This window comes from Amycolatopsis sp. MJM2582, assembly GCF_000754115.1.
Lineage (GTDB): Bacteria > Actinomycetota > Actinomycetes > Mycobacteriales > Pseudonocardiaceae > Amycolatopsis > Amycolatopsis japonica.
The window spans coordinates 750,466-767,069 of record NZ_JPLW01000003.1 but is presented as its reverse complement, the minus strand read 5'-3'; the positions used below and the strand labels follow the sequence as shown (position 1 = coordinate 767,069).

The 16,604-nt window shown below is 66.2% G+C and carries 14 protein-coding genes and 2 tRNA genes; 9 read left to right on the top strand and 7 right to left on the bottom strand.

What is annotated here, in order from left to right; all coding sequences use genetic code 11:
- Window positions 1-3 precede the first annotated feature (3 nt).
- Window positions 4-717: a M50 family metallopeptidase gene (locus tag ED92_RS22415; protein WP_037341700.1), complete on the bottom strand. Its 714-nt coding sequence runs from the start codon at window positions 715-717 to the stop codon at window positions 4-6.
- 35 nt (window positions 718-752) lie between these two features.
- Window positions 753-1,694 carry a DNA-3-methyladenine glycosylase gene (locus ED92_RS22410; RefSeq protein ID WP_052120804.1) on the bottom strand — a complete coding sequence of 314 codons (942 nt, stop codon included), beginning with the start codon at window positions 1,692-1,694 and terminating at the stop codon, window positions 753-755.
- A 142-nt stretch (window positions 1,695-1,836) separates the two neighbouring features.
- Between ED92_RS22410 and ED92_RS22405 the strand changes: the two genes are divergently transcribed.
- The 3 genes from ED92_RS22405 (at window position 1,837) to ED92_RS22395 (ending at window position 4,954) form a co-directional block, all read left to right on the top strand.
- Window positions 1,837-2,607, top strand: coding sequence for a class I SAM-dependent methyltransferase (locus ED92_RS22405; RefSeq protein ID WP_037341698.1), 771 nt, complete (start codon window positions 1,837-1,839; stop codon window positions 2,605-2,607).
- On the top strand, window positions 2,604-3,932 hold the full coding sequence (locus ED92_RS22400; protein ID WP_037341696.1) for a M20 family metallopeptidase: 1,329 nt from the start codon (window positions 2,604-2,606) through the stop codon (window positions 3,930-3,932). The genes ED92_RS22405 and ED92_RS22400 overlap by 4 nt, the downstream gene beginning before the upstream one ends.
- Before the next feature lie 80 nt (window positions 3,933-4,012).
- On the top strand, window positions 4,013-4,954 hold the full coding sequence (locus tag ED92_RS22395; RefSeq protein ID WP_037341693.1) for a S1C family serine protease: 942 nt from the start codon (window positions 4,013-4,015) through the stop codon (window positions 4,952-4,954).
- Between the two features lie 86 nt (window positions 4,955-5,040).
- Here the strand turns inward: ED92_RS22395 and ED92_RS22390 are convergent, their stop codons facing one another.
- Both ED92_RS22390 and ED92_RS22385 read right to left on the bottom strand, forming a co-directional pair.
- Complete coding sequence (locus ED92_RS22390; RefSeq protein WP_037342546.1) at window positions 5,041-5,418, bottom strand: DUF3224 domain-containing protein; 378 nt, start codon at window positions 5,416-5,418, stop codon at window positions 5,041-5,043.
- Window positions 5,419-5,465: 47 nt separating this feature from the next.
- A complete protein-coding gene (locus ED92_RS22385) occupies window positions 5,466-6,995 on the bottom strand; it encodes a helicase HerA-like domain-containing protein (protein ID WP_037341690.1) in 1,530 nt (509 codons plus the stop codon).
- Between the two features lie 112 nt (window positions 6,996-7,107).
- Between ED92_RS22385 and orn the strand changes: the two genes are divergently transcribed.
- The 3 genes from orn to ED92_RS22370 all read left to right on the top strand — a co-directional run bounded on the left by orn (window position 7,108) and on the right by ED92_RS22370 (window position 8,222).
- On the top strand, window positions 7,108-7,716 hold the full coding sequence (orn, locus tag ED92_RS22380; RefSeq protein ID WP_081975886.1) for an oligoribonuclease: 609 nt from the start codon (window positions 7,108-7,110) through the stop codon (window positions 7,714-7,716).
- A 77-nt stretch (window positions 7,717-7,793) separates the two neighbouring features.
- Window positions 7,794-7,869: transfer RNA gene (locus tag ED92_RS22375), tRNA-His, on the top strand.
- 68 nt (window positions 7,870-7,937) lie between these two features.
- Window positions 7,938-8,222, top strand: coding sequence for a hypothetical protein (locus ED92_RS22370; RefSeq protein ID WP_037341688.1), 285 nt, complete (start codon window positions 7,938-7,940; stop codon window positions 8,220-8,222).
- A gap of 51 nt (window positions 8,223-8,273) precedes the next feature.
- Here the strand turns inward: ED92_RS22370 and ED92_RS22365 are convergent, their stop codons facing one another.
- On the bottom strand, window positions 8,274-9,494 hold the full coding sequence (locus ED92_RS22365; protein ID WP_200882737.1) for an Ig-like domain-containing protein: 1,221 nt from the start codon (window positions 9,492-9,494) through the stop codon (window positions 8,274-8,276).
- Between the two features lie 196 nt (window positions 9,495-9,690).
- On the opposite strand from ED92_RS22365, the gene ED92_RS22360 reads away from it, so the two are divergent.
- Window positions 9,691-9,763: transfer RNA gene (locus ED92_RS22360), tRNA-Lys, on the top strand.
- 115 nt (window positions 9,764-9,878) lie between these two features.
- Here the strand turns inward: ED92_RS22360 and ED92_RS22355 are convergent.
- Window positions 9,879-11,204: a site-specific integrase gene (locus ED92_RS22355; protein WP_063777620.1), complete on the bottom strand. Its 1,326-nt coding sequence runs from the start codon at window positions 11,202-11,204 to the stop codon at window positions 9,879-9,881.
- A gap of 84 nt (window positions 11,205-11,288) precedes the next feature.
- On the opposite strand from ED92_RS22355, the gene ED92_RS42005 reads away from it, so the two are divergent.
- Window positions 11,289-12,236, top strand: a complete 948-nt coding sequence (locus ED92_RS42005) for a hypothetical protein (RefSeq protein ID WP_052120800.1) — start codon at window positions 11,289-11,291, stop codon at window positions 12,234-12,236.
- 421 nt (window positions 12,237-12,657) lie between these two features.
- Window positions 12,658-13,818, top strand: coding sequence for an NUDIX domain-containing protein (locus ED92_RS43820; RefSeq protein ID WP_369797423.1), 1,161 nt, complete (start codon window positions 12,658-12,660; stop codon window positions 13,816-13,818).
- 74 nt (window positions 13,819-13,892) lie between these two features.
- Here the strand turns inward: ED92_RS43820 and ED92_RS41440 are convergent, their stop codons facing one another.
- The gene (locus ED92_RS41440) at window positions 13,893-16,586 is read right to left on the bottom strand and encodes a hypothetical protein (RefSeq protein WP_235213346.1); all 2,694 of its coding nucleotides are present in this window, start codon (window positions 16,584-16,586) and stop codon (window positions 13,893-13,895) included.
- Window positions 16,587-16,604 lie beyond the last annotated feature (18 nt).

Here is a 16,604-nt window from a genome sequence, read left to right as displayed (position 1 = left end):
CGGTCAGGCGACGGTCGGCTCCAGCAGCCACAACCCGCCCGCGAAGAGACAGCTCACCGTCAGCACGGCCATCACCAGCACCCACAGCACCGCGGGCATCCCGGTGAGCCTGCCGAGCTGGTCGGCGTCGGAATCCCTCGCCGCTCCCCGGCGCCGCTTGATCTGCAGCTCGACCACCGGCCGGACGCCACCGAACAGCAGGAACCAGGTCAGCAGGTAGACGAAGATCGCCTGGAACCACGACGGCGCCACCAGCGCGACCAGCCCGAGCACCACCGAGCTGGCGATCACGGTGAACACCCCGTAGGTGTTGCGCACCATCACCAGCACACCCAGCAGCATCAGGGCCATCACGACCAGCACGACGGTGATCAGGTCCGACGAGAGCAGCCCCGCGAACACCAGCCCGAGCACCGCGGCCGCCGGGTACCCGGCCAGCGCGGTGAACGCCATCCCCGGCCCCTCCGGTTTGCCGCGGGAGACGGTGACGCCGGAGGTGTCCGAGTGCAGCTTGATGCCCTGCAGCCGTCGTCCGACCAGCACCGCCGCCAGCGCGTGGCCCGCCTCGTGGACGAGCGTGATCAGGTTGCGGGCGAGCCGCCAAGGCCTGCCCGAGAGCACCACGAGCAGTGCGAGACCACCGGTGACCAGGGTGATCGTGCCGGGCGGGGTGGACTGGGCGATGTCGGAAACCGTTTCGGCGGGAGACGAGCTCACCTCACCAGCTCACCACAGGCCGGATATGTCCCGTGTCAGGCGGTCATGGAACCTCCGATCCCCCGCGTGCGAAACTCCGGGGCGTTGCGCAGGGCGAAGGCCACCCAGCTGCGGAACGGCCGCCAGACCGCGGAAAGCTCCTCCAGCTCCTCGGGCGGAGCCTCCGGCAGGTCGTACGCGGCCCGCATGGCCTCCTGCAACCGCGGCTCGCCGGTGGGGAAGACGTCGGGATGCCCGGCGCCCCGGATCAGGATCAGCTGTGCCGAGAACGGGCCGATCCCCGGCAAGAGCTGCAGCCAGCGCAACGCGTCCGGCACCGGCATCGCGCGCAGGTACGCGGCGTCGAGCAGACCGTCCTTGGCGGCGTTGGCCACCGCGCGCAACCGCCCGGCCTTCACCTCCGGGAGCCCGCGCCCGGCTTCGGGCCCGGCCAGCACGTCCGGCGCCGGGAACGACCTGAGAACCTGCCCGCCGACGTCCACCGGCCTGCCGAACTCCTCGGCCAGCCGCCTTTTCACGGTGGCGGCCTGCGACATCCGCGTCCGATGGCTCAGGATCGCCCAGCAGGCCGCTTCGTAGGGCGAATGGAACAGCACGGGGCGCAACCCGGGATGCTCCCGCTGCAGGCGGCGCACCACCGGATCCGCCGTGCCGATCTTGGCGAAGCCGACACCGTCGACGTCCACCGAGAGGATCCGCCGGACCTGGGCGCCGACCTCGACGGCGAGCCCTTCTTCGGCGAAGACCTCCACCTCGATCGTGCCGGGCGATCTCTGTCTGACGGCCGCACCGACGTGCTCCCAACCCGCTTCGGCGGGAAAGGCGAAGCGCAGGGTGCCGGGCTCGGCGGCGGCGTCCGCGCGGCACGCGGGCGGGAAGTCGGTCAGGAAGCGGATGGACTTGTCGAGGTCGAACGGGCCGCGCACCGGGATGCGAAGCGTGGTCGACGCGGGGTGCTGCAGGATCGAGCCGGTCATTTTCGGGCTCCTTCGGCTGGGGAACGGCGACTCCCTCCGACGTTAGAGACGGGCACCGACAGTTTCGGGTCGCGGCGGCGGGAATGTCGCGAACGGACCGGTCATGGCAGATTCTGGGGTGGACACCGTGAAGGGAGCAGCCATGCCGGACCAACGCGAACGTCTGAGGAGCCTCCTGCGGCCGGGTATCACGACCACCGGCGAGGGCGAGGGATTCCTTGATCTGCTGGGAGAAATCCCGCAAGCGGGGCCGCCGACCGGGCTCGCCCAGCGGCTCATGCGCACCTCCGCCGTGCCGATGATCTACGAGCGGTACTGGCGCCCGACGCTGGGCAGGGTCGCGAAAGGACTGAACGGCCCGAGCATGGCCGACGAGGTCCGCATCGCGCTCGAAGCGCTCGGCCTGCGCCCCGGCCAGGTCGCGCTGGACGTCGCCTGTGGCACCGGCCGGTTCACGAGGGCCTTCGGTGAGGCCGTCGGCCCGAACGGGCTCTCCATCGGCCTCGACGGTTCGGTCACCATGCTGGAGAAGGCGCTCGCCGCGCCCAATCCCGCTTCGGCGACGTATCTGCGCGCCGACGCCGTCGACCTGCCACTGGACGATTCCACTGTGGACGCGGTCTGCTGCTTCGCCGCGCTGCACATGTTCGCCGACCCCGACGCCGCCTTGGATTCGTTCGCCCGCGTGCTGAAACCCGGCGGCTCGCTGGTGATGCTGACGAGCGCCCGGCACGGCGATCAGCCGATGCGGCTGGCGGACACCGTCCTCGGCAGGCTGAGCGGACAGCGGATGTTCGACCGCGGCGAGATCGCGGCGAAACTGTTCCGCCGCGGCTTCGACCACGTCGACGAGCGGTACTCCGGCGTCACGCAGATCGTCACGGGCGAGCTAGGAGTTAACATCCGGAAATGATCCGCTCTGAGCACGCTTCGCCGATCCCTCCCGACGACAGCTACCTCCGTTCACTGGTCGAAGCGACCGCGGACGCCGTCGCCGCGGCCGAACCACTCGGCTCGCCCCATGACGGCGCGGACGCCGCCACACGGGACGCCGTCGTCGCCGAGATCGACGCGCTGCGGGCGGAATTGGTGGAGTTGAGCCAAGACCTGCACGCTCACCCCGAAGAGGGTTTCGCCGAGCACCGCTCGGTCCGCGCGCTCGGCGAGCTGCTCCGGCGGCACGGCCACGAGGTGACGATCGGCGCGGGCGGACTGGACACCGCCCTGGTCGCGACCACCCCCGGCAGCGGCCCGCATATCGCGGTCCTGTCCGAATACGACGCGCTCCCGGGGCTCGGCCACGGCTGCGGGCACAACGTCATCTGCACCGCCGGCGCGGGCGGCTTCCTCGGCGCGGCCGCGGTCGCCGGACGGCTGGGCGGCCGGGTCTCGCTGATCGGCACACCGGCGGAGGAAGGCGGTGGCGGCAAGGAGACCATGGCCCGTGCCGGTGTTTTCGACGACGTCGACGCCGTGCTCATGCTGCACCCGTTCAGCCACGACATCGCCATGCACCCGTTCCTCGGCAGGCGGCAGCTGGAAATGGTGTTCCACGGTGTCGGCGCGCACGCGTCGGCTCAGCCGTTCATGGGGCGCAACGCGCTCGACGCCGCCGTCGCCGCGTACCAGGGTGTCGCGGCGCTTCGGCAGCATCTGCCCTCCAGTGACCGCGTCCACGGCGTCTTCACCGACGGCGGCGCACGGCCGAACGTCGTCCCCGAACGCGCGGCGCTGCTGTTCTATCTCCGGTCCGCGCAGCCGGACACGCTGCGCGACCTCGCCGAGCGGGTTTCGGCGGTCGCGCGCGGCGCGGCGGAGATGACCGGCTGCGGAGTCGAACTCCGGTGGGACGCCCAGCCCGCGTATCTGCCGATCCGGTTCAACACCACGCTCGCCGGACGCTGGTCGGTGCATCAGGTCGACGCCGGCCGCAAACCGCTGCCGCCGGGGATCGTGCCCGAGTTCCTCACCGGTTCGACGGATCTCGGCAACCTTTCTTACCGGATGCCCGCGATCCACCCGATGATCGCCATCGCCGGGCCGACGACCGCCTTGCACACCAAGGAGTTCGCAGCCGCGGCCGGTTCCCCGGACGGCGATCGCGCGGTCGTCGACGGGGCGCTGGGGCTGGCTCTGACGGCCGTCGACTACCTGGCCGACGCGAAACTCCGCGCCGCGGTACACGAGGAGTTCGAGGCGTCGGGCGGAGCACTGGACGTGCCTGCCTTCTTCGACTGAGTTTTCTCAGGTAATTCTTCTCAGGAAAGCACAGGGGGATTCCACAGGCGGTTCACAAGTACGGGCGCGAATCTTGTTCCATGACCGAGAACGAGAGTCGGCCAGGCCCCGCCTCAACCGGTGGGCACCAGCCGCCGCACCAGCAGCAGTACCCCGGTTACACCCCTTGGCAGGCCGCGCCGAATCCACTCGTCACCCCGCCACCGCGCAAGAAGGGCGGCCGGGTGGCCGTCCTCGTCAGCGCGACGGCACTCGCCGCCGCACTCGTCGGCGGGGTCGGCGGCGCCGCGATCATGGGGCTCGGCTCCACGTCGTCGGCGTCGGGCACGGGTTCGTCCGCGGTCGCCAACGGGCAACTGGTCGGGAACAACACTTCGGGTGACGTCAGCGGGGTCGCCGCGAAGGTGACACCGAGCGTCGTGCAGGTGAACGTGACCACCGCGCAGGGTGAGGCCGTCGGCTCCGGCGTCATCCTGACGGCGGACGGGCGCATCCTCACGAACGCCCACGTCGTCGCGGACGCCGAGGGAGACGTGACCGTCACGCTGTCCGACGGCAAGCAGTACAAGGCGAGTGTGGTCGGCGCCGACACGAAGGCCGACATCGCCGTGCTCCAGGCGAAGAACGCGAGCGGGCTGACCGCGGCCTCGCTCGGCGATTCCAGCAAGCTCGCCGTCGGCCAGCAGGTCGTCGCGATCGGCTCGCCCGGTGGGCTCCAGAACACCGTGACCACTGGGATCGTGAGCGCGCTGAACCGCAAGCTCGACGAGTTGAGCAGCGGCCAGGAACGGCGCTCGCCCTACAGCAGGACCACGAACGAAGCCGGGCCGAGCTACACCGCGATCCAGACCGACGCCCCGATCAATCAGGGCAACTCGGGCGGCGCGCTGGTGGACGCGCAGGGGAACGTCATCGGCATCAACTCGGCGCTGTACAACCCGGCCTCGACCGGCAGCATCGGCATCGGTTTCGCGATCCCCATCAACGACGCGAAGAAGATCGTCGAGCAGATCGTCGGCTGAGCCCGCCGTCTGGACCGCTGTCAGGGGGCGGCCCAGCAGGCACAGTCCGTGGAGGCCTCCTTTCGCAAGGAGGCCTCCACGGGCTTTCAGAGTTCGTACGTGAGGGTGAAGGTGTGGTTGCCCTCGTCGTCCTGGACGATCTCCGCCGTTCCGGTGATGCCGGTCAGCTCACCGTGGCCGGAGCCCGGCAAGACGATCAGGTGATGCCCGTTCTCCCCCGCCGAGTGATGCAGGACGAAGCCGCCCTTGCGCCCGCCGACGGAGACGGCCAGCCGCTCGAAGGCGACGTACGCCGACGACGTCTCGTTCACCGCCGTGAGCATCTCGACGGCACTGGTGCCTTCGACGTCGCCGGTGAACGTCTTGGTCAGGAGCACCCGCGAGAACTCGGTGCCTTCGGCTTTCTCGGCGGCTTGGGGATCCCAGCCGTCCACGGTGAACGACGCAGTCGCGCTGTTGGTCATGGCACCGAGTCTGCCGCCCATACCTGACAGATCGCGTCAGGTATTCCTCACCGCCGCCGGTTCCCGAACAGACCGCGCGTGATCTCCCGGCCGAGCGCGCTCGCCGCCGAGCGGAGGAACGACTTCACCGCCGGGTTCTTCATCGCCTGCTCCACCATCCCCGGCTCCTGCTTCTCCGGCTTCGGAGCAGGAGCTTCAGGCGGCGGAGCAGCCTCACCGGCAGGCGGTGCGGCCACCTTCGCGGCGAGCTTCTCGTAGGCCGACTCACGGTCGATCGTCTCGGCGTACTTCGCGTGCAGGTCCGAAGACGTCGTCGCCGCGGAGATGGCTTCGGCGCCGATGGAGCCCATCTTGGAACGCGGCGCGCGCAGGCGCGTCCACGCGACCGGCGTCGGCGCGCCCCGTTCGGAAAGGACGGTGACGATCGCTTCGCCGATACCGAGCGACGTCAGCGCCGAGTCAAGCTCGTAGTGCTTCGTCTTCGGGTACGTCTTCACCGTCTTCGTCAGCGCCGCTTGGTCCTCGGGCGTGAACGCGCGCAACGCGTGCTGCACGCGCGCGCCGAGCTGGGACAGTACGTTGTTCGGGATGTCCGTCGGAAGCTGCGTGCAGAAGAACACGCCGACGCCCTTCGACCGGATCAGCTTCACGGTCTGCTCGATGCGCTCCAGGAACGCCTTCGACGCGTCGTTGAACAGCAGGTGTGCCTCGTCGAAGAAGAACACCAGCTTCGGTTTGTCGAGGTCGCCCTCTTCGGGCAGTTCCTCGAACAACTCGGCGAGCAGCCACATGAGGAACGTCGAGAACAGCGCGGGCTTCGACTGGAGGTTGTCCAGCTCCAGCAAGGTCACCATCGCCTTGCCGTCGGCCTCGCGCATCAGGTCGTGGACGTCCAGCTCGGGTTCGCCGAAGAAGTCCTCGCCGCCCTGAGCCTCCAGATTGGACAGCGCCCGGAGGATCACCCCGGCCGTCGCGGCCGAGACGCCGCCGATGCCCTTGAGGTCCTCCTTGCCCTCGTCACTCGTCAGGTGCGTGATGACGGAGCGAAGGTCCTTCGTGTCCAGCAGCGCCAAACCGCGCTGATCGGCCCAGTGGAAGATCAGGCCGAGCGTCGACTCCTGCGTTTCGTTGAGCCCCAGCACCTTCGACAGCAGGATCGGGCCGAAACTCGTGATCGTCGCCCGGATCGGAGACCCCTTGCCGCCGGTGCCCAGCGACAGGAACTGCACGGGGAACGCGGCGGGCTCCCAGGAGTCGCCCAGTTCCTCCGCGCGTTTGGCGATCTTGTCGTTGCTCTCGCCCTGCGCGGCGAGCCCCGACAGGTCGCCCTTCACGTCCGCCAGCACCACCGGCACTCCCGCGGCGGACAGCTGCTCGGCGATCAGCTGCAAGGTCTTCGTCTTGCCGGTACCGGTCGCGCCCGCGACCAGCCCGTGCCGGTTCAGCGTCGCCAGCGGCAGGCGGACCGCCGCGCCGGCGTCGGCCTTGCCGTCGATCACGACGGCGCCGAGCTCCACCGCCGCCCCGTCGCTCACATATCCCTGCGCGATCTCCTGGGCTGGACCCTGTTCGGCCACTGTCGCTCCCCGATCTGTGACATGACTCACCTGAGGATGCACACGGTGCCAGCAACGCGCCGAACCCGCACGTCGCGCGCCACGAATCCCCGGGTCGGGTTAGGGTTTCGGGGTGAACGACCGCCTAGTCTGGATCGACTGCGAGATGACGGGGCTCGACCTCGGCAAGGACGCGTTGATCGAAATAGCCGCGCTGGTGACCGACGCCGAGCTCAACGTCCTCGGTGAAGGCGTCGACATCGTCATCCACGCCGACGAGGAAGCCCTCGACGGAATGCCGGAGGTCGTCCGCGAAATGCACGCCCGCTCCGGCCTCACCGAAGAGGTCCGGCGCTCCACGGTCACCATGGAGGAAGCCGAGCAGCGCGTGCTCGAGTACATCCGCGCGCACGTGCCCGAGGCCAACGTAGCCCCGCTCGCCGGCAACTCCATCGCCACCGACCGCGGCTTCATCACCCGCGACATGCCGCTGCTCGACGCGCACCTGCACTACCGCATGGTCGACGTCTCGTCGGTGAAGGAACTCGTCCGGCGCTGGTACCCGCGGATCTACTACGCCAAGCCCGAGAAGGGTCTCGCGCACCGCGCGCTCGCCGACATCAAGGAATCCATCGGCGAGCTCGACTACTACCGTCGCGTCGCCTTCGTCCCGCAGCCCGGCCCGACCACCGAACAGGCCAAGGCCGCGGCCGCTGAAGTGCAGGAACGCCACGAACGGTAACCCGTTGCGAGCCCCGGAAACGGGCACGCTAATATAGTGCGGCCGAGGTGATGGGGGGTTCCCCGAGCCCGGCGATGGTGGGCGTAGCTCAGCTGGTAGAGCACCTGGTTGTGGTCCAGGAGGTCGCGGGTTCGAAACCCGTCGCTCACCCCATCGACCCCAGTTCGGCCGGTTTTCCGGCAGGCTGGGGTTTCGCTTTTTCCGGGTATCGGTAACGCGGCGTGGCGCTCGCACGAGTTCAGGGTCTCGCCAACACCGATCACAGCCGTGACGGTGACCCCGCCTCCACCGGTGAAGACACGGCCACGATCAAGAGGTCACCGTGGCGATGCGAGCCCGGCTACCCGAACTGCACCAAGGCCCAGTCCCATAAGTACCTCGCCGACCTCGAGTATCAGAAGTGTCGCCGTGATCCGGAGAAGATCTGGGACACCGGCACCCAGAAGTGCCGCTACAAGACCAGCGGCGAGGTGCAGTCGGAGTATTACTCGCCAACAACGCCATGAGGGTCCTGTCAGGACGAAAACCGTCCTGACAGGACCCTCATGAAGAACAGGTCAGTTCCGGTCGCCGCCGGTCTTCCAGTCGTCCCACGACATCTGCCAGACCGACCAGCCGTCGGTCGGCTCCAGCACCTGCGGGCCCGAGTTGGTGACCGTGATGATGTCGCCCTTCTTGGAAGTGTCCATCAGCCACTTCGCGTTTTCGGTCGACAGGTTGATGCAGCCGTGGCTCACGTTCCGCTTGCCCTGCGATCCGACCGACCACGGCGCCGAGTGGTAGAAGATGCCGCTGTTCGACATGCGCACCGCGTACTTCACGAACGTCCGGTAGCCGGCTTTGCTGTCCGTCGGGACGCCGTACGTGCTGGAGTCCATCGTGTACCCGGTGTGCTCGCTCATCACCGTGTAGGTCCCGGCCGGGGTGCTGCTCGACGGCTTGCCCATCGAGATCGGCATCTGCTTGACCTCTTGGTCGTTCACCACGACCTTCATCTGGTGCGTGCCGCCGTCCGCGGTCGCGACCAGCTTGTCGCCCACGACCACCTTGGCGGGCTTGTCCTCACGGCCGAAGGTGTTGTTGCCGAGGTTCTTGCCGTAGATCGCGGCATTGACCGAGATCTTCGTGCCGGCCTTGAAGTACTCCTTGGGCCGCCACATCACGGTCTTCTCGCCGAACCAGTGGAACGCGCCCTCGGTCTGCGGCTCGGTGACGATCTTCAGCGCCTTCTCGGTCGCGGCCTTGTCCGGCACGTTGCCGGTGAAGGTGAAGATCAACGGCAGGCCGACGCCGACCGTCTCCCCTTCGACGAGGTTGATCGAGACGCCGATCTGGCGGCCGGGCTTGGCCGTGGAGAACGTCGAGGTCGCGGTGACCGGCTTGCCGTCGGTACCGGTCGCGGCCGCGGTGACGGTGTAGCTCTTGCCGTAACCGAGCGGCTCCGCCGACTCCCAGCCCGAACCGTCTTCCTTCGGCTTACCCGCGACGACCTTGCCGTCGGTGCCGGTCAGTTTGACCTCGCCCACCTTGCCGTCCGCGACGGCCACCGTGACCGGCTCGCCGGGCGCCACGTTCGCCGCACCCTGCGCGGGGGTCAGCGTCATCACGGCGGGCTTCGGCTCCGGCGCGGGCGCTCCGCTCTGCTGCGAACCCCCGGGGGCGCCACCCGGCGACGGCTGTTCACCCGACGGTGTACTGGTGCACCCGGCCAGAGTGAACCCGGCCACCAAAGCCACCAAAGCCACCCGCGACCGCCCCGTCGCTCCCCAGACCCTCATGCACACCGCCCGTTTCGCGTGGTACCAACCCCTACGTCTGGCTATAGTCTGCCTGACCGGCCGCAACGCTCGCGGCCGGATGGCCGAATACGTCCCGGCCCGGCGTTAGGGGACCCCCCCTGAAACGGGCCCCAGCCACCCTGTGTTAATGTTTTCCACGTCGCCGAGGGGAACACCAAAGCGGCGGAACAAGTAGGCGCCATTAGCTCAATTGGCAGAGCAGCTGGCTCTTAACCAGCGGGTTCGGGGTTCGAGTCCCTGATGGCGCACAGTTCCGATACGAAGCCCACCTGCAGGATTTCTCCACAAAGAGGATCTTGCCGGTGGGCTTTGATCTTGGGTGGGACCGGCGTGGGGCCGAATGAGGCCGTACCGGCCACGCCTCTATTTCTTGGCCTTCTTGCCTCGGCTGCGGCTACCTTTCCGTCGCCGGGCGTGTTTCTTGCCTGCTTGGCCTCGCAGTGAGGTCGCGGCATTACGGGCCGCTTCCAGTACCAGTTCCGCTGTTGCTTCCGCGGCGCTATGCGCCAGACAGGGCAGGACGCTGGTGTAGGTGTCTGCGGTGAGCACGATGCTGGAGTGCCCGAGCATCGCCTGCACGACCTTGAGGTCGTTGCCCGCGGCCAGCGACAGGCTGGCCGCGCCGTGCCGCAGGTCGTGCAACCGGATCGGCGGCAATCCCGCCTCGGCGACCAGCCGGGTGAAGGTGTGGGTCACATAGCCAGGACTGAGCGGCCCGCCGTGCCGATTGGTGAACAGGAACCCGATCGGTTCGGTTACGTTGTCTCGCCGCTCTGCTTGAAGTGTCCGCAGCGCGGCGATCAGCACGTGATCCAACGCCAGTGTGCGCACGCTCGACTCGGTCTTCGGCGGACACACGACGGTGTGGCCGTTACGGTCCTGGACCTGGTGGGAGATCTGCACGACCTCGCCGTCCAAGTCGAGATCGCACCAGCGCAGCCCGGTCGCCTCGCCGCGCCGCAGTCCGAGAAGCGCGACCGCCAGGTACAACGCGTACATCGGATGCTCACGCGCGTGCGCCAGAAACTCGGCCGTCTGCCGGGCTGTCCACACCGCTACCGGCGGACGCTCGCCGGTGGCACGCCAGTGCGCGACCCGTGCGTTAGTCCACACCACGGCCCGTGGGCGCCGTCCCGACGGCAGTTCCACCAGGTGCGCCGGATTCCGCTCGATCAATCCCACCCGGATCGCGCCGTTCAACGCCGCATGAAGCGTGCCCCTGATCCTCACGAACGTCGCCGGCGACAGCGGCCGCTGTCGTTTCGCGTTCGCCCGCGCGAACGCGACGAACATCGCTTGGACTCGCGCCACCGTCAACGACCGCAAGGGCACACTGCCGAGGTACGGCTTCAGATAGTCGTTCACCTGCTGGGTATAGAGCCGACGAGTGTTGAAACTCAGGGTCTGCCGCATCTCCAGCCATATGTCCAACCACTGCCCCACCGTCACCGCGCTCCGCCCCGGAAGCACATCGGCCCCCAGCAGATACGCCCGTGCTTGAACCGCGGCCGCACGGGACCGGAAGCCACCACGACGCACCCGATGCCGACGGCCGTCCCTGCCACACGGCAACTCCAGCGAGAAATACCAACTCCCGTGACCCCGATCAGCCAACCGAGGACACCGCCCGCCACCGGCTTTACCTCGTGTCTTGCAACCGCACCTCTTGTACACCGCTGCTCGCCTCATCACGACCTCCTTCTAGATCACCCTCAAGCGTGCGCCTGCTCGTCCTCAACCACCACAACCTGTCCGCGGGGATAGCCTGGACGAATGACCCGCGACCAGGGACACAGCCGCAGAATCAAGGTGACCGTCGAAGCAATCGTCGAGATCACCGACGAGAACGCGCTCGAACAGGCTGCGCTCGCCGACATCGAAACAGCACAGTTCTCCGTCCTCCCCGACAGCAGCCTCAGCGTCGAGCAGGTCAGGCAAGAAGAACAGGACCACATCCGCGGCAACGCCGTTGCCGCCGCGCAATGGTTCGTCGACGCGGGAGCCGTGATCGATGACCGACCCGGGATCGAGTTCGTCGAAGCCACAGAATCCGTAGTCGAGATCGACGAAGACGGCGTACCACTCTCCGTCTGGCCGCACTTCGCCGAACTCTTCCCTCTCTGCACCTGCGGCAGGGATAACTGCGATCACTGCAGCGGGTTCCAGGTGACACCCCGAACAGCGGCAGCCTTGTGGACCGCTGCCGGGGTGCTAGCCGATCAGGCCTACGACGATGTCCTGGAACATGGCGATGAGCCGGTCGACGACACTGGTACGTGGTCAGTGTTTGACGAGTTCCCGAGGATCACCTGGCGACAGAACGCCGTCTGGCGTCGACAGGCCGCACGGTCCTTCGACGACCTCAGCGGCGACCTGGCTGCCGGAAACTGGCCCGAACCACACTGCCCAGCCGAAGAGATGGCTTTGCACCTCATCCTGCGCTCGGCTGAAGCCGCCGTCGACGACGACTGGGCCGGCCTCACCGGACGCTACGCAGATCTGCCAGAACACGACGATGACCACGACTGGGACATGCTCACCGACACACTGTTCCAAGACACAGACATACTCGCCCTGTTCAGCAAACAACTCGACGGCATCGAGGACCCCGACACCGACCAAAACCGAGAACTCGGCATCGGCGACTACCGAGCTCAAGCCTGGTTCGAACGGTTCCTCAACATGGAACCACGCGACCCACGACGCCCCTTCCGCCGCTAGCCCTCGCAATTATGACCAAGTGACCGATCCACGTCCTATCAGCCGTCAGCGGGCTCGTCAACCTCACCACTCGCGTTGGTTTCAACATGACGCTTAGTTCCCTAAAACGGCCCTGACATGCGGAAACATGGTAAATTAGTGTCAGGCTGCTTATACTCAACCGCCGAACCGTCGAACCGTGATGTCAGTATTTCCGTATGAGCAGTCGCCCCAAGAACTCGATCAGTCGGGTCACAGCTGGCCTTATAGCGGTCATGATCGTCTTCGGACTCGCGATTTTGATGGTCGTTGTACGGTACGACCCCGCAGTGATCACCACTGTTGTGACCGGGACCAGTCTCGCGGCAGCCGAACTGGTGCGGCGGCTCCAGGCGCCAACCTCCACCCCTTCCAAACCAGACCACACGCCAGAGGAGCGCCCTTGACCCTGCCATCGGTCTCGCTTATCGGGAGCTTCAGGCAGCACTATCAGGAAGTTCGGGAGGCCGCCGAGATCTTCACGGCTGCCGGGATCACCGTGAAGTCACCTCCAATATCAACGATCATTGACCGACGCCAGGAGTTCGTCCGCTTCGAGTCAGACTCACCCCTTACTTCAGATCATGCCATCCAGAATGCAACCTTAGAGAAGATCTTCGCCTCGGACTTCGTGTATGTAGTGAACCCCGCCGGGTACATTGGCCGCACCACGGCATACGAGTTAGGTCGCGCCCACGAGCGAGGCATGGCTGTCTACTACGCCGAACCTCCAAAAGATCTTCTCGTTGAGGTTCCCGGCGGCACAGTGCTCAGCCCTCATGAGTTGGTAGCGGGCATCGTCAGAGGCGGAGTCCAGACTAGCCCAATCCGCCGTCCGCGAGTTGCGGCGCTGCCGACCGCGGACATCGTCATATTCACGATTCGCGCAGAGCGGCTCCACGTGTTGCTGATCAAGCGCGGCACCGAGCCTTATCGCGGAAAGCTGGCGCTCCCCGGCGGATTCGTCCGCCCGGGGGAATCACTAGAGGACACAGCGAAACGGGAACTTGTCGAGGAAACGGGACTAGATGCCTTCAGAATCCCGCTACAGCAAGTGCACACGTACTCGCAACCTGAACGCGATCCTCGGGGGCGTATCGTGACGACCGCGTTCCTCGCCATCGCGCCGAACTTGCCAGAAGCCGCGGGAGGGACCGATGCCTACCATGCGGACTGGGTCGAGGTCGAGACGTCGATATGGCTGGATTCCGATCGTCTGGCTTTTGATCATGAGGTCATCCTTAAGCAGGCACTTGAGCGTACTCGCCGACTAATGGAACACACGACCATTGCGACCGACTTCTGTGGGAAAATATTCACCATCAGCGAGCTCCGCCAGGTCTACGAGGCCGTCTGGGGTTTCCCTCTCAATCCACAGAATTTCCAACGGAAGGTACGTAGCACCAAAGGGTTCATCGTGAACATCGGTAAGAAGCAAGCGAAACAACCAGGTCGTCCTGCCGACTTGTTTCGGCCCGGCCCCGCCCGGATCTTGTATCCCCCGATGCTGCGACCAAGCCAACGAGGGCGAGCCGCACCCGCGCAGCATGGGGAACCTGGATAGCACGCCAGTAAACAACGTGATGTTTCAGTACACTTTGCGTTCACATAGCAGCGCGGTTTCGCGCCTCGCGTTCTTTAGAGCAGATCGTTCCAGGTCCAAGCAGCACTGGGGGTGCCATCGGGCTCCTGACCGTGGGGAAACTTGTCAGGTCGCGCGGCTGCTGGTTTGTCTGGGTATGCCACGAAGGGCTCGATGCGGTCGGTGAGCACCTGCGCTGGGTTCTCTGCGCCCACCTTACGCAACAGATCCACCAGAGCGCGCGCTCCGTACTGATCAGCGGTGTCGACGTACCGGTCGATTTGGCGGTCCAGCAGCGCTTGTAATTGCGTCGCAAATCCTATCTGGTGCAGGGCATTTAGCAGCGCATAGACGGTCCTCGGACTGGCAATGTCAATGTGATTGACGGCGCGATCGGCTAGCGCTCGTGCTTGCGTGGTGACCCCTGTCCGCTGCAGAGCTTTCACCAGGCTGCCGATGGTTTCTGTGAGGTCTACATGGTGAGCGGTGCGCTCGGCGAGCACGCGTAAATGCGCAGTTTCCCCTACGTGGTGAAGTGTGTCCAGCAAGACAGCGATTGGACTAAGTTCGGCGTCGGTTATTTCGCGGGAATGAACTGCAATAGCCCCTTTATCCAAGCCCTTCGCTGAATGAGATGATTTCATTTCGCCCATTTCGTCCATTGCCCAGGCAATGACATCGAGGTGTCGTGGAGTGTTGAGGTCGCCGTGACGGGCGATACGGCCAGCCAGAATATGCACTGGTGCTTCCAGACCCGCATCGTGGAAGAGTCTCAATAGACGCGACACTCCCCGCATTCCGACAAGGTCGATGTCGCGCGCAATTCGGTCAGCTAGTAGCTTTGTGCTTGCTTCTGTTCCTGTCTCGTTTATTGACTTCCACAGGCATTCGCCCTGTTTGACCTCGACGTGGGCTAGATTGATATCGTGGGCGGCACGATCGGCCAGTACCCGTGCCTGCAGCGTGGCACCTACCGAGACCATAACGTCCAGCAGATGAGAAGTGCCGGGAATGGCGTGGACGGCGTGATGTGCGGCGCGATCGGCCAGGGTCTGCATTTCCACGCTCGTTCCCGTTGTACTGAGCGCTTTCAATAGGTGCGCAATGGCACCTGGAGAAACGAGTTCGGGGCGGGCAGCCAGCTTGGGCACTTGTGCCTGCGCTCCGATTTGATTCATTGCACCCAAGAGGTGATGGACGCCGACCGCGTCGGTGAGGTCGACGTGTTGGGCGGCGCGGTCAGCCAGCGCCCGCGCTTGAGTGTGAGCTCGCATCTGGTGCAGCGCGTCCAACAACGCAGCGACTGCGGACGGCTGGATAGGATCGGCGTCGTGAACGACGCGCTCGGCCAGCGCCTCCGCCCGAGTCGTGCCTCCTACCGAAATTAGGCCTCGCAACACACGGGCAGCCGCCTGCGGATCGGTGACATCAACGTGATCGGTGGCGCGCTCGGCGAGTACGCGCCCAGCAGACTCGGGTAGTTCCTCAATGATCAGAGGCAGGTCGTACGAGTCGATGACGGGGGTATGGCCTGCGATCCATTCAGCGGCTTGGACGGTGCCGTATCCGTGACCCCTCAGGAAGCTCCAAAGCCGGCGTGAGGCCCCTGGGGCGCCGGCCTCAATGGCGCATTTGTAGAGCGTTGCAGCCTGCCGATGCAGGCCCCGTAGTTCGGCGGTCAGCGCTAGAGAGGAAAGATCGTCCGCGTCGGTGAGGCGTGTGGCCAGGGCGTTCCACAAGGTAGCCGTGCCTAACTGGCCGGCGCGAATCCTGCCCACATACTGAACCAGATAGTCGGCGGGGACATATCCGTCGATCTCGCCCATGCTCTGTCCCGGTGCTGCGACTGGCGCCAGCGCCGCAGCAGCGCCGTGCAGAATCCGAGTGGCATCAGCGAGGGCTGTTTCAAACCAGTTTCGCGGCGCGCGTGCGCGGTCTCGGTCGTGGCAGTAGCTGGGCGCTGCCTCCCGCAGCAGGCTGGCCGACAATGGCCTGTGTGCATTTCCTCGCAGACTGCTGCCTAGCCCAAAACACAGTGACTCATCTCCAGCAATTAGCCGCTCGGCATCCAGCGCAGCGTTCAAGACGGCCGCCGCGTAGGGGTTGTTGGCATCGCGCCACTGTGCGACGAGCTGGGGTGCGGCGGCCATGGTCTGGGTGAATCCGTAGTCGCTGACCTGCAGCGCGGCACGGATCCGCGGATCATCAGCAGCCAGTTGGCGCGCCCGATCTCGTTCGGCTTCAGTGAGCTCGGCACCCACGTGCACCACACGTGCCAGGTTCACCACCGCCCCCTCGTGGGCATCTTGATCACCGCGGCCGAAGGCCGTGTAGGCGGCGTAGTACTCCGGCCACAACGTTCCGATCAGTACGACCTGGCCTGGGCCTTGCAGCAGCGCCCGCACAGTGCCGGCGGTCAGGCCCTGCTGCCCACCCAGGTAGCGCTGCAGCTCATCCAGCCACACCACGACCCGCGCATCCGGCACCATTCCGCGCACAAGTTCCCGAACCTCACCGGCGTCAACAGGCTGCAGCAGCCACCAGTCCGGCAAAAGCGCCCGCACTGCCTCCACCGCGCAGCGGGTTTTACCGACCGACGAGTCGCCCACCAGCAACACCAGCCCTCCGGCCGTAGCAGCGGCCGCGATTGCCGCGCGCACCCCGTACGGATCGGAGTCAACGTCGCGCGGCACATACGCCGACAGCTCCCCTGTCGCCCCCTCCACCTCAATCGCTCGACGCACGCCCAACAGCCGAGGATTAGCATC

Bases quoted from the DNA above. Each gene is read 5' to 3' on its own strand.
- ED92_RS22410 (WP_052120804.1), bottom strand. From the start codon at position 1,694: ATGACCGGCTCGATCCTGCAGCACCCCGCGTCGACCACGCTTCGCATC.
- ED92_RS22405 (WP_037341698.1), top strand. From the start codon at position 1,837: ATGCCGGACCAACGCGAACGTCTGAGGAGCCTCCTGCGGCCGGGTATC.
- ED92_RS22400 (WP_037341696.1), top strand. From the start codon at position 2,604: ATGATCCGCTCTGAGCACGCTTCGCCGATCCCTCCCGACGACAGCTAC.
- ED92_RS22395 (WP_037341693.1), top strand. From the start codon at position 4,013: ATGACCGAGAACGAGAGTCGGCCAGGCCCCGCCTCAACCGGTGGGCAC.
- ED92_RS22390 (WP_037342546.1), bottom strand. From the start codon at position 5,418: ATGACCAACAGCGCGACTGCGTCGTTCACCGTGGACGGCTGGGATCCC.
- ED92_RS22365 (WP_200882737.1), bottom strand. From the start codon at position 9,494: ATGAGGGTCTGGGGAGCGACGGGGCGGTCGCGGGTGGCTTTGGTGGCT.
- ED92_RS22355 (WP_063777620.1), bottom strand. From the start codon at position 11,204: ATGAGGCGAGCAGCGGTGTACAAGAGGTGCGGTTGCAAGACACGAGGT.
- ED92_RS42005 (WP_052120800.1), top strand. From the start codon at position 11,289: ATGACCCGCGACCAGGGACACAGCCGCAGAATCAAGGTGACCGTCGAA.